General features: G+C 60.7%; 12 protein-coding genes, 1 tRNA gene and 2 pseudogenes. 8 read left to right on the top strand and 7 right to left on the bottom strand.

The features are described 5' to 3' along the window. Positions 1–6: 6 nt before the first annotated feature. The 5 genes and pseudogenes from HKN06_10205 to HKN06_10185 all read left to right on the top strand — a co-directional run bounded on the left by HKN06_10205 (position 7) and on the right by HKN06_10185 (position 4,621). Positions 7–327 (top strand): hypothetical protein, encoded by a 321-nt coding sequence (locus HKN06_10205; protein NNF61682.1) that lies wholly within the window; start codon positions 7–9, stop codon positions 325–327. A 5-nt stretch (positions 328–332) separates the two neighbouring features. Further along, positions 333–2,984 (top strand): annotated as a pseudogene (locus HKN06_10200) (PQQ-binding-like beta-propeller repeat protein). Positions 2,985–3,703: 719 nt separating this feature from the next. Then, positions 3,704–4,144 (top strand): annotated as a pseudogene (locus HKN06_10195) (prepilin-type N-terminal cleavage/methylation domain-containing protein). 112 nt (positions 4,145–4,256) lie between these two features. Continuing rightward, positions 4,257–4,451: a hypothetical protein gene (locus HKN06_10190; GenBank protein NNF61681.1), complete on the top strand. Its 195-nt coding sequence runs from the start codon at positions 4,257–4,259 to the stop codon at positions 4,449–4,451. Beyond that, the gene (locus tag HKN06_10185) at positions 4,448–4,621 is read left to right on the top strand and encodes a hypothetical protein (protein NNF61680.1); all 174 of its coding nucleotides are present in this window, start codon (positions 4,448–4,450) and stop codon (positions 4,619–4,621) included. The genes HKN06_10190 and HKN06_10185 overlap by 4 nt, the downstream gene beginning before the upstream one ends. Before the next feature lie 10 nt (positions 4,622–4,631). Here HKN06_10185 and HKN06_10180 read toward each other — a convergent pair whose 3' ends face one another. From HKN06_10180 to murJ, 4 genes are read right to left on the bottom strand one after another with little or no spacing between them, the layout of a single operon-like run. After that, entirely contained in the window at positions 4,632–5,162 is a 531-nt protein-coding gene (locus HKN06_10180; GenBank protein ID NNF61679.1) for a lipoprotein signal peptidase, read from the bottom strand. Continuing rightward, positions 5,153–7,984, bottom strand: coding sequence for an isoleucine--tRNA ligase (ileS, locus tag HKN06_10175; GenBank protein ID NNF61678.1), 2,832 nt, complete (start codon positions 7,982–7,984; stop codon positions 5,153–5,155). The genes HKN06_10180 and ileS overlap by 10 nt, the downstream gene beginning before the upstream one ends. Before the next feature lie 49 nt (positions 7,985–8,033). After that, complete coding sequence (ribF, locus tag HKN06_10170; GenBank protein NNF61677.1) at positions 8,034–8,972, bottom strand: bifunctional riboflavin kinase/FAD synthetase; 939 nt, start codon at positions 8,970–8,972, stop codon at positions 8,034–8,036. Then, positions 8,972–10,537: a murein biosynthesis integral membrane protein MurJ gene (gene murJ, locus HKN06_10165; GenBank protein ID NNF61676.1), complete on the bottom strand. Its 1,566-nt coding sequence runs from the start codon at positions 10,535–10,537 to the stop codon at positions 8,972–8,974. The genes ribF and murJ overlap by 1 nt, the downstream gene beginning before the upstream one ends. Positions 10,538–10,727: 190 nt before the next feature. Here murJ and rpsT point away from each other — a divergent pair, with 190 nt between their 5' ends. Continuing rightward, positions 10,728–10,991 (top strand): 30S ribosomal protein S20, encoded by a 264-nt coding sequence (gene rpsT, locus HKN06_10160; protein ID NNF61675.1) that lies wholly within the window; start codon positions 10,728–10,730, stop codon positions 10,989–10,991. Here rpsT and obgE read toward each other — a convergent pair. The 3 genes from obgE to rplU form a co-directional block, all read right to left on the bottom strand. Next, the gene (obgE, locus tag HKN06_10155) at positions 10,988–12,010 is read right to left on the bottom strand and encodes a GTPase ObgE (protein NNF61674.1); all 1,023 of its coding nucleotides are present in this window, start codon (positions 12,008–12,010) and stop codon (positions 10,988–10,990) included. The two genes, rpsT and obgE, sit on opposite strands and share 4 nt — an antisense overlap. A gap of 110 nt (positions 12,011–12,120) precedes the next feature. Then, entirely contained in the window at positions 12,121–12,378 is a 258-nt protein-coding gene (gene rpmA, locus HKN06_10150) for a 50S ribosomal protein L27 (protein NNF61673.1), read from the bottom strand. Between the two features lie 11 nt (positions 12,379–12,389). Continuing rightward, on the bottom strand, positions 12,390–12,704 hold the full coding sequence (rplU, locus tag HKN06_10145) for a 50S ribosomal protein L21 (GenBank protein NNF61672.1): 315 nt from the start codon (positions 12,702–12,704) through the stop codon (positions 12,390–12,392). 251 nt (positions 12,705–12,955) lie between these two features. Between rplU and ispB the strand changes: the two genes are divergently transcribed. Continuing rightward, the gene (ispB, locus tag HKN06_10140; protein NNF61671.1) at positions 12,956–13,918 is read left to right on the top strand and encodes an octaprenyl diphosphate synthase; all 963 of its coding nucleotides are present in this window, start codon (positions 12,956–12,958) and stop codon (positions 13,916–13,918) included. A 10-nt stretch (positions 13,919–13,928) separates the two neighbouring features. Further along, positions 13,929–14,005 (top strand) — tRNA-Pro (locus HKN06_10135). The last annotated feature ends 313 nt before the right edge of the window (positions 14,006–14,318 follow it).

Below are 14,318 nucleotides of genomic sequence, written 5' to 3'. Positions count from 1 at the left end.
ATGACCATGCGTAACGCACTTTGCACACTGTTTCTCTCACTGTCGCTGTCTGCCACAGCTGCGGCCGGCACGCTGATCAACCTGGAGGAAGCAGCCGAGGTAATGGCCCTCTCGCTCCAGCTCAACGGCAAATCATCAGCCCGCGTCTACGCCCGTATATGCGACGACTGTGAACTTCTCGCCCTGCAGGCCGATGCCAGCACGCGCATCGAGCGCGGGCGGTCATTGCTCAGCCTCGAACAGGCTGCACAACTGAAAGACCGGGGTGCCACTGTGCTGTTCGATCCGGCCACATTGCGCATCACCCGCATTCTCTACTGGAACTGATCCACATGAACGACAAATACTCCAGGCGCCGCAGCGCCGCTTTTATCGCCGGTGTGATGCTCGGTTGCGGAATTCACGCCGCGGCCGGCGCCGATGACACCGAGATACTGACCGGCACCATGCTCAACCCGGGAAATCCCAACGTGCTGTTCATAATGGATTCGTCGGGCAGCATGGCCAGTGATGTAGTGGTAAGCAAGGACTACGACGCATCGGTCACCTATACCGGTGACTGCCCTGCCAACCGCTTCTACTGGCGTCGGGAAACATCGGGCACGGTAACACTGCCCGATTGCGCCTCGGTCAACTATGTCAACGACGCGACATTTCACTGCCAGACCGCACGCCGGGTTATCAGCGGCAGCGGCACCTACCGCGGGCAGTTCGCCCAATGGGATGCCACACTGGAACCTGCCAGCTGGCAACCGGTTGCAGACGGCGCTTCGACCGGCCAGCCCAACAGCGCCGATCGGCTGACGGAATGCGAGGCGGACCGTGGCCTTCATGGCAATATTGATGGCGATTTTTACGCCGCCGATGGCGCCGATGGCCCATGGGCCACAAACGACGGAGTAGAAATCGACTGGACGTCGCGCGATCTGTATTCGTTTTTCAGCAGCAATTACCTCAACTGGATTCAGCAATCCGGCGCCGAATCAACCGTGTCCACCCGCATGCAGGTTCTGCAACGGGTGGTACGCAACGTCATGTCGCGGATCAGCGGCGTGCGTGTCGGCCTGATGCGCTTCTCCACCGATGGCCAGGGCGGCATGGTGCTGCAGGAAATGGTGCCGATAGAACAGGGTCGCGACCAGGTCATCGCCGCCGTCGAGTCAATGTCACCCGGTGGTGGTACGCCGTTGGCAGAAACCCTGTACGAGGCGGCGCTCTACTACACCGGCCGCCCGGTCGATTTCGGCAACAACTCTTTCGACTCGGATGGGGCGCGCCCGTCAATTGCGTCGTCGCAGGACAGCAACGGTAATTACATCAGCCCCATCGAACTGCAGTGCCAGCGCAATTACGTTGTGTTACTGACCGATGGCCTGCCGGTCAGCGATACCGATGCCAACACCCGTATCGAAGGCCTGCCCGGCTTCGCAACCAGCCAGGGCTCCTGCTCAGGCAACTGTCTTGACGAGTTGAGCAAGTATCTTTTCGACGTTGACCAGCGCACGGACAATGCCTTGCCCGATGACCAGACCGTTACCACCTTTACTATCGGTTTCCGCACCGATCAGGAACTGTTATCAGAGGCCGCGACCGGTGAACTACCGGTGCTTGATGCCGATGGCAATCCAGTGCTGGACAGCGACGGTAACCCGGTAATGCGTAGCGGCTATTTTATTGCCGATGATGAAGACGACCTGGCACGGGCCTTCAACGAAATCATCGAGGCAATCCAGACGGACGCCGAGAGCTTTACCGCACCGTCACTGTCAGTTGATGTACAGAATCGGCTGACCAACCGCGAGGATGTTTACTTTGCGATGTTCCAGCCCTCGACCCGGGGCGAACCGCACTGGGACGGTAATCTGAAAAAATTCCGCATTGGCCGGCCAAACGGCTCAGGTGGATCCGGCACGCCCACTATCGTTGACGCCAACGGCCGTGCCGCCGTTGACGAAAATGGTCTGTTTGCGCAGGGCGCACAAAGCTACTGGTCGCTGCTGCCGGATGAAACCGTCGCTGAGGGTGGCTTTGCAGGCACCCTGAGCACAAGCCGCAACATTTACTCCAACATAACCAGCGGGTTGCTTACGGCCGGCTCCAATGCCGTCCACGAAGACAACGGCAGCCTGACAGCAGCGATGCTTGGTGTTGCCGACGATCAGCGCGAAGCGCTGCTGCAGTGGGCGCGCGGGCTGGACAGCGACGGCAATGCGCGCCAGGTTATCGGCGATCCGCTGCACAGCCAGCCCACCCTTGTGGCCTACGCCGGCGACAATTTCGCGCTGTTTTTCGGCACCAATGACGGCTTCCTGCACGCAATAGACCCGGAGTCCAGGCTGCGCGGCGAAACTGACATCGAACATTTTGCCTTCATACCCAGCGACCTGCTGCCCCAGCTGCAGGACCTGCGCAGCAACCTGCCGCAGCAACAGTTCACCGCCCGCAAGGCTTACGGGATGGATGGCGACATTCGGGTCTGGATCGACGAGCAGGATAACGACCGGGTCGTTGAATCGGGTGAACGAGCCTACCTGTTTGCCGGCATGCGCCGCGGTGGCCGCGACTACTACGCACTGGATATCACCGATGTCACCAATCCCAGGCTCGCCTGGACCATTGAAGGTGGCAGCGGCGATTTTGCCGAACTGGGTCAGACCTGGTCCGCGCCAATCGTTTCCAGAATCCGGTGGGACGGCAGCCCGAAGCAGGTATTGTTCTTTGCAGGTGGCTACGACACCAACCAGGACGCAAAGAACCGCCCGACCAGCGATGACGATATGGGTCGCGCCATTTACATGGTCGATGCACTCACCGGGGAGCGGCTATGGTGGGCGAGTATTCGCGAAGAAGCAGATCTGACGCTGGAGGACATGACGCACAGCATTCCCTCCGATCTGCGCGTGATCGACACCAACCAGGACGGATTTGACGACCGCATTTACGTCGGCGATACCCGTGCCCGGGTGTGGCGTTTCGACATTGATAACAGTGACAGCACCATCACCGGCACCGTGTTTGCAGAACTCGGCGGCGGCGGCGAGGCCGGCAATCGTCGTATCTACAGCGCGCCAAGCGTCACTCGAATCATTGACGAGAATTTTGGTAGCTTCCTGACAGTATCGGTCGGTACCGGTCATCGCGCTCATCCCCTGGAGGCTGATGTCCGGGACGGCTTTTTCATGATGCGCGATCTGAATGTGTTCGCCGCACCGGTCGACCCGTCGACCCAGCAGGTGCGCTACCCTGATCCGATCCGGCCCAATGATCTGCTGGACGTTACGGATAACGTGACGCCCGGCGTCGATGATCTGGACACGCGCAAGGGGTGGCTGATCGAGTTCGATTCGGCTGAAAAATCCCTGTCTGCGCCGCTGACGGTGCTTGACCGCATATTTTTTACAACATATGTGCCGGGCAGCTTCCAGCCCACTTGCAAACCAACCTCTGTGCTGGGCAGTGGCCGGCTGTACACGGTCGACATCCTCTCGGGCTCACCGCTTAACTACAACACGGACACGCCAGCACCCGGTGACCGGTACGACGAACTTGGCAGCCCGGGAATCCCACCCACACCGGCACTGGTGTTTACGCCGCCACCTTGCGATGACTGTGACGCTGGCGACCAGCCGGTCAGTGAAATTACGCTGCTGGTCGGCACCGAAGCCATCGACCCGATCATTGATAACCGGCCGCGCCGCACATACTGGGTACAGGAGGAAGTTGACCGGTGAACAGGCAAACAGGGTTTACACTTACTGAGCTGATGATCACGGTCGCTATCCTGATCATCCTGGCGGCCATTGCGGTACCCAACTATCGCGGTCACGTCCTGCGCTCGCAGCGGAGTGACGCAATGGCCGCGTTGCTGCGTGTCGCCGCCGCGCAGGAAAAGTTTTATCTGCAAAACAACACCTACACCAATGATCTCGGTGCAAGTGGCCTCGACCTCGGTACCGCAAGCGGTGACGGCCACTTTACGCTGCAGATCAACAATGCTGATCTGCAGGGCTTTGACGCTGCAGCGACGGCCACGGGCGGCCAGACTGCCGACAAGAAATGTGCGTTTTTCAGCCTGGACGAGCAAGGCACAAAATTCGCCAGAGACGACGACGAAAATAACACTACCGACATCTGCTGGCGCTAGGCGCTGCAAACTGGCTTATGTAAAAGCCGATCTGTGATCCGGCACACATAACCGCGCGCGCGGCTTTCCTATAATTGCCGCGTTGCAGCCCTCCCGGAGCCTTCCTGGCCTGATGTTTGTCTTACACACTGGAATTCGTAACTGGCTGGCACGACTGTTCAGGTCGCGCCACGACGTCACCCGGAGCAAGGCCGACGGAGAACAGCTGACACCCCACGCGCTGCAGGAACACGGACCGCTGTTCTCGCTGGGCGACACCAAGCAGGACGTAGTCGTGAGTTTTCGCGGCGGAGAAGCCAACAAATGAATCCCCATCGGCCTATCAATCTGGATGAACTGGTAAGGGCCCTGGCACACAGGCCCGGCTTCCCCGGCCTCACACCGGTCAGTCGTTCACACGACAAATCCCGTGACACCGCGGTGGTTGTGGAAGAAATGCTGACCGCGCTGAGGCGGCAGGCCGAACCGACAGCCTGAACGGCCCCTGTTATTTTTCTTTTGTCGCGCGGCGCTGACGGCGGGCATCCAGGATCGTGTCGAGTATTAGAATCGCGGCACCCACGGTAATCGCACTGTCAGCAACATTGAATGCCGGCCAATACCAGTCGCCATAGTGCGCGTGTATAAAATCAACGACGTGACCGTAGACCAGCCGGTCGATCACGTTACCCAGCGCCCCACCGAGTATCAGCGCCAGGCCAGCCGCCAGTAACCGCTGCGCCGGAACCTGCAGCCGGGTCAGCCACACGGCAATCAGCGCGCTCACGGCGCTGCCAAGCGCGATAAAAAACCAGCGCTGCCACCCACCCATGTCTGCCAGCAGGCTGAACGCCGCCCCGGTGTTATGCAGGCGGGTAATATCCAGCAGCGGAGAGACTTCGATCACCTGGCGATACACCAGGTTGTTGACGATATACAGCTTTGTCAGCTGATCAGCGGCGATTATCAATGCCGACAACACAAGCCAGCCCCTGGCACTGCGCCCCGACCGGCTGGCATCTTGTGTTGTCACACCCACCGCCGTGCTTCGCCATCACCGTCAATGTTGTCGATACACCGGCCGCAGATCTCCGGGTGCGCCTGCGACGACCCGACATCGGCCCGCCGGTGCCAGCAGCGCTGGCACTTGGCGTGCTGGCTGACCGTTACCTGCATCCACAGGCCATCCTCGATGGCGATGGCATCTGCCGGTCGGTCTGCCGCAGCGTGCGCTTTGGCCTCTGAAGTGATCAGCAGGAAACGCAGCTCGTCACCGAGCTGTGCCAACGCATCGTGCAGCGGTGCCTCGCAATACAAATCGACTTCGGCGGCAAGCGCCGAACCCAGCTCACCTCTCTCGCGCTCACGTTCCAGCTCCCGGTTAACCGCATCGCGAACGGCTATCAGGGCAGGCCAGTCGAGCTCGTGCTCGTCACCAGAGGGAATGGCGTGCCATTGCGACAGCAACACTGACATATCGCGTTCGCCGGAGCGCGGTTGCGGCAACGCCTGCCAGACTTCCTCGGCCGTAAAACTGAGCACCGGCGCCAGCCAGCGCACCATCGCTTCGGCAATGTGAAACATGGCCGTTTGCGCGGAGCGACGCCCGCGGCTGCCTGTCGGCATGGTGTACAGACGATCCTTGATGATATCGAGATAGAAGCGCCCCATATCGACCGCACAGAAATTGTGCACCTTCTGATAGATAAGGTGGAACTCATAATCCCGGTAGGCCTGAAGGATTTCTTCCTGCAGCTTCGCCGCGGTATCAAGCGCCCAGCGATCGAGCGCCAGCATCTCACCGACCGGCACCTCGTCGCTGGTCGCGTCATAGCCATGCAGGTTGCCCAGCAGGAACCTGGTGGTGTTGCGCATACGGCGGTACGAATCGGACAGGCGGCGGAGAATTTCGTCCGATACATTGATCTCGCCACTGAAATCGGCCGCCGCGACCCACAGCCGCAGAATATCCGCACCGAGCGTGCCGACGATCTTCTGTGGCTCGATCACATTGCCGATGGACTTGGACATCTTGCGGCCGCCCTCATCGACCGCAAAACCGTGCGTCAACACTCCACGATAAGGCGCATGTCCGTTGATGGCGACGGAGGTCAGCAAGGAACTCTGGAACCAGCCCCGATGCTGGTCAGAACCTTCCAGGTACAAATCGGCCGGAAACTCCAGCTGCGGGAAAGCGGGCGGCGTACAAAAGTGCGAGCAGCCGGAGTCAAACCAGACATCCATGGTATCGGTGACTTTTTCGTATTCGTCCGCGTCGTCACCAATCAGCTCGGCGGCATCTGCTGCCTGCCACACCGCAAACGAATCCGGCCCGTCTTCGCCAATACGGGCCGCCAGCTGCTCCAGGATCTCCACGGTGCGTGGATGCAGGTCATTGGTCTGCCGATGGGCAAACACCGCTATGGGCACACCCCATGCCCGCTGCCGTGAAATACACCAGTCCGGACGGCCTTCCACCATCGCTTCTATGCGCTGTTGCGCCCAGTCCGGTGTCCACCTGACTTTTCTGATCTCTTCCAGCGCAGTCGCCCGCAGACCCTTCTCGTCCATACTGATAAACCACTGCGGCGTGGCGCGAAAAATCAGCGGCGATTTGTGACGCCAGCAATGCGGATAACTATGCGGGTATTTCTCCAGATGCAGCAGCGCGCCGTGCTGCTGCAACACTTCAATTACATGGTCGTTTGCCTTGAGCACATGCTCACCGGCAAACAGCGGAACATCAGGAAGGAAACAACCGTCGCTGCCGACCGGATTATCCAGCGGCAGGTCATTAGCCACACCGGCGGCAAAGTCTTCCTGGCCATGACCCGGTGCCGTGTGCACCGCGCCGGTACCCGCTTCCAGCGTAACGTGATCGGCGAGTATTACCGGCGAGGGGCGATCATAGAACGGGTGCCGCAGTTTGAGCCCGCCAAAAACCGCGCCGCGGCGTTCGCCGAGAACCGCGACAGATTCCGCGTCGACCCGCTGCAGGAACGACTGCAGCAGGTCGGTTGCAACCAGCAACCGCTCTCTGGAACCATCGACCTCACACTGCACAAGCGTGTAACTGAATTCCGGATGGATCGCGACAGCCTGGTTTCCCGGCAGGGTCCACGGCGTCGTCGTCCAGATCGGGACAGACAACGTGCCCTCGCCCAGGTCGCCCGGACCCCAAACCGCCGCAAACTTCTTTTCATCGGCAAACGGAAACCGCACATCGATGCTCGGTGAAGTCTTGTCCTGGTACTCGACCTCGGCCTCGGCAAGCGCCGAACGGCAGTCCAGGCACCAGTGGACCGGCTTGTAGCCTTTGTAAACGTGACCATTGGCTATGATGGCGGCGAGCGCGCGCAGCTGTTCGGCCTCATAACGCGGCGCCATCGTCAGGTATGGCCGGTCCCAGTCACCAAGTACACCCAGGCGGCGGAAATCGCGTCGCTGCTGCTCGACCTGCTTCATTGCGTACTCGCGGCACGCCTGGCGCAGTTCCAGCATGTCGTCGAAACGTCCGTGCTTGCGCTCGACCTGGTGCTCGATAGGCAGGCCGTGGCAATCCCAGCCGGGCACATATGGGGCGTCACGGCCATCGAGCGTGTGAAACTTGACGATGATGTCCTTCAACACCTTATTAACGGCATGCCCCATGTGTATCGAGCCGTTGGCATAGGGAGGACCGTCCGGCAGCATGAACTTTGGCCGGCCACGTGATACTTCGCGTATCGTCTGGTAAAGCTCGTCACGCTCCCACTGCTCCAGCATGCCTGGCTCGCGCTGCGCCAGGTTGGCACGCATGGGAAATGCCGTCTGCGGCAGATTCAGCGTCTGCTTGTATTGTTTTTTCGGGTTGTCAGACACGTCAATTGCCCCGGGAAATCAAGCTGGCAAGGTTACCACGACGCTGTGCTTATTCGGCAGGCCCGACGCCGAGCAGTTCGCGAGCCCGGGCGGCATCCTCGTGCATCTGGTCGACCATCGCATGCAAATCAGTAAATACCCGCTCCTCACGCAGCCGCTCGACAAACTCCACCTGCACCTGGCAACCGTAAATATCTGCATCGAAGTCGAACAGGTGCACCTCCAGCAGCGGGTCGACGCCGTCGACCATCGGTCGCACACCGAGGCTGGCCACGCCTGGCATGCTGGTATCCGTGACACCGCCCACCCGGACGGCGAACACACCATGCAGCGGCAGCACCCGGCGCCGTGGCGGGATATTGGCTGTCGGAAAACCGAGCCGGCGACCGAGCTGCTGGCCGCGTTGCACCCGCCCGGACATCGAATAGGCCCGTCCCAGCAGCCGCGCAGCCAACTGCAGGTCACCGCGTGCCAGAGCCTCGCGTACCGCAGAGCTGCTCACCCTGTCGCCGTCCAGTGCAAAGTCATCGATGGCGGTTACGCCGAACCCGAGCGTCTCGCCCGCCGCAACCAGCATGGCAAAATCTCCGCCACGATCCCGCCCGAAACGAAAATCCGCGCCCACGGTCAGGTGACGCACCGCCAGACCCTGTTTAATGAGCCGGTCAATGAACTGCTGCGGCGACATGCTGGCAACGCGCCGGTTAAACCGGACGCACAACACCCGATCCAGCCCGGAGGCATCCAGTTGCTGGAGTTTCTCACGCAACGTGGTCAGTCGCGCCGGGGCACGCGAGCCGGTAAAAAACTCCTGCGGGGTTGGCTCGAAAACGACGGCAGCCGACGGACAGCCCAGTTGCTGCGCGCGCGCGATGACAGCGGCAATAACCGCCTGGTGCCCGCGATGCACGCCATCGTAGTTGCCGATGGTGGCTACACAGTTCCGGTGACGCTCGCGCAGATTGCCAATACCCCGGATGAACTCCATCAGCCGGCTGCCCTCGCGCGCAGCTGATGTGGTCGAAAGCCGGATAACAGCAAGGCCGCGCCGTACACTACGGCACCACCAATCACACACTGGGTCAAACGCATCACGCGCGCCATCCAATCGGCATCAATCCACCATTGCACCGGTCCGGCGATAAAGTACAACGCAACCGTCATGACCGCATTGGCTGCAGCAAAGCGAAGCAGCAGCACGATCCAGCCGGGTTCCGGCGTGTAGACCTCACGCCGCCGCAGCCCGCGATAAAGCAACGCCGCATTCAGCAGAGCGGACAGGCCGGTCGCCAGGGCGAGACCGGTATGCGGCGCAGAAAAACCGCTGCGTACCATTGCGACTACCAGCACCAGGTTGAGAGCCACATTAGCCACCATCGCGATGACACCGATACGCACCGGGGTGCGCGTGTCCTGGCGCGAGAAATAGGCCGGCGCCAGAACTTTTACGAGCGCAAAGCCGAGCAGCCCGATGGCATAGGCCATTACGCTATAGCTGGCCATGCGCGTGTCTCGCGCAACGAAGTCGCCATACTGGAATAAGGTGCTGATCACCGGCACCGCCAGCATGAACAGGGCAACAGCCGCCGGCAGCATGATCAGCAGCATCAGTCGCAGCGACCAGTCAACGGTGGCCGAAAACATCCCCATGTCCTTGTCTGAATAATGTCGCGACAAGCCCGGGAGGATTACCGTTCCCAGCGCGATACCGAATACACCCAGGGGAAATTCCATCAGCCGGTCTGAATAGTACAACCAGCTGATGCTGCCCGTTTGCAACCACGATGCGATGTGACGATCTATCAGCAGGTTCACCTGGGCTACCGACGATCCGAATATCGCCGGCAGCATCAGGACAAAAATTCGTTTGACGCCCTCGTGACCGGCGCCCCAGCGCGGCATGGACAGCACACCCTCGCGTGCAAGGAACGGCAGCTGGAAGGCAAGTTGCACAATGCCTGCAACGAACACCGCAATGGCCAGCCCCATGACCGGCTGTTCCATCTGCGGCGCCAGCGCCAGCGCCGCAGCTATGAAACACAGGTTCAGCAGCACCGGCGTGATGGCCGGCACGGCAAAGCGCCCGAGTGTATTGAGCACGCCAGCGGCCAGTGCCGTCAGCGAGATGAAAAACAGGTACGGAAAAGTCAGCCGCAACATGGCAACGGCGAGCCCGTACTGATCTGCGTTGGCCGCGAAGCCAGCGCTGAACAGCAGGATCAGGAGCGGCGCAGCAACAATCCCGACTATAGTGACAACCAGCAAAATTACGGCGAACGTCCCGGTCACCCGTGCAGCCAGCTCGCGGACTTCCGTCCGGCTGCGCTGGCTGTGGTACTCGGAAAATACCGGCACGAAGGCCTGCGAGAAGGCCCCCTCGCCAAACAGCCGACGGAGAAAATTGGGGATCTGGAAGGCGACCACGAAGGCATCCATGCCCATGCCGGCACCGAATGCCCGCGCGAACACGATATCGCGTATAAAGCCCGTGATACGCGAGACCAGAGTCATCCCGCCGACCACGTATGTGGATCGCAACAGTTTGGGGCTCATGCGGAGGGCCGCTGCACAGAACAGCGCCGATCATACCGGTCACACTGCCCGCCCGCCACGCTCACCCCGTGGAACGCGTTGACAAGACTGGGAAAAGCGGCGAGACTACGCGCCCTTCCGCCGGGGCGGGAGCGGCGCCAGCCGTCTCCTCCTGAGCAGAAGAAGCAGCAGAAAATAACGGAGAGAGATTTTGGCCAACATAAAATCATCAGCAAAGCGCGCCCGCCAGGCCGTCAAGCGACGTGCCCACAACATGGCCCTGCGCTCGCGGATGCGCACCCAGATCAAGCTGGTACTGAAAGCGATCGAGTCAGGCGACAAGACAGCGGCACAGGAAGCCTACAAGCAGGCCGTGCCGGTAATTGACACCATGGTCGTCAAAGGGATCATTCATAAAAACAAAGCTGCGCGTCACAAGAGCCGGCTCAACACACGCGTACGCGCTTTGTCCTAATCTGCCTGCTCGCCGGCTTCGAGTTCATCGAGCCGGTCCATGACCGCATTGGCGAGCACGTGCGTGCCGCCACCCGACAGGGCTGAAATACGATAAACCCGGCCGTTCCAGCCCAGGCGCTCGACAATATCGTTGCAGCGTGCGTCTATTTCATCCTGCGGGAACATATCGATCTTGTTGAGCAGCAGCCAGCGCTCGCGCTGCGCCAGTTCGGCATTGAACTTGCTCAACTCCGCGGCAATCGTGCCAACGTCGTCGACCGGGTCGGTGTGGGCCGATATGTCGACCAGGTGCAGGAGCAATCCGGTGCGCTGGATATGACGCAGGAACCGCGTTCCCAGCCCGGCACCCTCGGCCGCGCCCTCGATGAGGCCCGGAATATCAGCCATTACAAAGCTGCGATGACGATTCACTGCCACCACACCCAGCACCGGGTGCAGCGTCGTGAAGGGGTAATCCGCCACTTTTGGTTTTGCGGCTGACAGGCTGCGCAGCAGGGTCGACTTGCCCGCATTCGGCAAACCGACCAGACCAACATCAGCCAGCAGGTTGAGTTCCAGCCGCAGGTAGCGGAATTCCCCCTGGGTGCCGCGGGTGGCCTGTCTCGGCGCGCGATTGGTACTGGATTTGAAACGGGTGTTGCCGACACCGGGCCGGCCGCCGCGCCCGACCAGCAGACGCTGGTCCGCCTCGGTCAGGTCACCAATCAGTTCGCCAGTATCCATGTCGTGCACGATGGTCCCGACCGGAACCGGCACTTCCAGGTCGTCGCCGGAGGCTCCGGTCTGGTTGCGCCCGCGGCCGCTCTCGCCATGCTGGGCCCGGTAGGCACGCCCGACACGAAAATCGACCAGCGTATTGATGGCACCGTCGGCGACGAGATAAACATCGCCACCTTTGCCGCCATCACCGCCATCCGGACCACCAAACGGCACGTATTTCTCCCGCCGGAAGCTGACGATACCGTGACCGCCATTGCCCGCATAAACGCGTACCGTTGCTTCATCGACAAACTTCATTGCGATATATCCAGCGTCATCGCGAGAATCGCCCCATTATAGAGGCGACCGAAACACAAACTAAAAACCCCGCGCAGGCGGGGTTTTTTCGAACCGGTTTTGCAACCGCGTCAGTCGCTGACGACGTTGACGTATTTACGCCCCTTATCGCCCTTCTTTTCAAACCGTACCTTGCCGTCGGCAGTCGCGAACAAGGTGTGATCACGACCAATGCCGACATTCACGCCGGGATGAAACTGCGTGCCCCGCTGGCGCACGATAATGTTGCCGGCGCGCACAGCCTGGCCGCCGTACATTTTAACGCCAAGCCGTTTGGATTCTGATTCGCGGCCGTTCTTGCTGCTGCCGCCTGCTTTCTTGTGTGCCATCTTTTAGCTCCTCAACCGGCCGTGATCGACGTGACGCGCACTTTCGTGAAGTGCTGGCGGTGGCCATGCTGGCGCTTGTAGCCTTTACGTCGTTTAAATTTCACAACGTCGACTTTACGCGAACGGCCCTGCTCTTCCACCGTGGCGGTAACCTTGCTGCCCGCAACAACGGGCGCGCCGACGGTTACATCGGCACCGTTGCCGACGAGCAGTACATCGTTAAACTCGACCGAATCGCCTTCGGCGCCTTCAATTTTTTCGACCTTGAGAGAACTTCCCTCGGTCACCCGGTATTGCTTGCCACCGGTACGGATTACGGCATACATGCCAAAACTCCCGATAAATCAGATTGTTCGCAGACAAAGACCGCGCATTCTAAAGGCATCATCGGGGCGGGTCAACGGCCCTGTAGCCTGCAGGGGGCCGGCCCTGCCGGCCGCCAGGCCTGCCTTTGCCCCTGGACCAGCCTGGCAGGCCCCGGGGCCCGCCAGCCGCGGGACTTGGGGACGGGGCCAAACCTCGGGATAATGGCCTCATGCAAGAAGCCCAGACACGCCCGGCGCCGCGCCCCGCAACTATGGACTCCGTCCGCTCGCTGGTGGGCGATGACCTGGCCGCCGTCGATGACGAGATCCGGCACCAGCTCCACAGCGATGTGGTCCTGATCGACCAGGTCGCCAATTACATCATTGGCAGCGGCGGCAAGCGTCTGCGCCCGGCACTTGTCATAGTCGCGTCGCGCGCCTGCGGCTACACCGGCTCGGACCATATCAAGGCCGCAGCGATCATCGAGTTTATTCACACGGCCACATTACTGCATGACGATGTTGTCGATGCCTCTGCCCTGCGCCGCGGCCAGGAAACGGCTAATACGGTATGGGGTAACGAAGCCAGCGTGCTGGTCGGTGACTTTTTGTATTCGCGCGCTTTCCAGATGATGGTCGAGATAGACCGCATGCGTGTCATGCAGATACTCGCAAACGCGACCAATACCATCGCCGAGGGCGAGGTAATGCAGCTGGTCAACTGCCACGACCCGGATACCACAGAAGATGCCTACCTGAAGGTAATTCACCGCAAGACAGCAAAGCTGTTCGAAGCTGGCGTGCAAATAGCGGCCGTACTTGCAGACCAGCCTGCCGCGCTGGAGGAACAACTGTCGCGCTATGGTCGCCACCTGGGCACTGCATTCCAGCTGATCGACGATGTACTCGATTACAGCGCGTCACCGGAGGAACTGGGCAAGAATATCGGTGACGACCTTGCCGAGGGCAAACCGACGCTGCCGCTGATCCACGCCATGCGCCGCGGAACCCCGGAACAGGTCAACCTGATGCGCAAGGCAATCGAGGCCGGCGGCCTGGACCATATAAATGAAGTAATGGGCGTGATTGAATCGACCGAGGCCCTTCAGTACACTGCGCAGCTCGCTCGACGTGAAGCCGAGGCTGCCCTGGAGGCTATCCAGGCGGTTCCCGACTCGGACTACAAAGACGCATTGAGCGCACTGGCCAGACTATCCGTAGACCGGTCGTACTGATACTCAGCAACGGGGTGTAGCTCAGCCTGGTAGAGCACTGTCTTCGGGAGGCAGGGGCCGGAGGTTCAAATCCTCTCACCCCGACCAATTGTTTATCCGCCGTTGCTTTGCAACGGCTTTTTTCTGTGTCGGGCTGTTCGGATTCCCGGCCCGAGCGCCTGCATGCGCTCGGGCGTTCGCCGGGGCGAAGCTGGCGCTTCGCCTTCTTCCGGCTCACCCTCTCACCCCGACCAATTGTTTATCCGCCGTTGCTTTGCAACGGCTTTTTTCTGTGTCGGGCTGTTCGGATTCCCGGCCGGATTTGCGTGTATCCCGACACGCAGACCGGACGGGTCGCGGAGCGACTCCTGTTGCGAGGCCGCAGGCCGAGGCCTGCATGCGCTCGGGCGTTCGCCGGGGC

The organism is Gammaproteobacteria bacterium, from assembly GCA_013003425.1.
GTDB lineage: Bacteria > Pseudomonadota > Gammaproteobacteria > Steroidobacterales > JABDKV01 > JABDJB01.
This window is presented reverse-complemented; position numbering and strand designations above follow the sequence as displayed.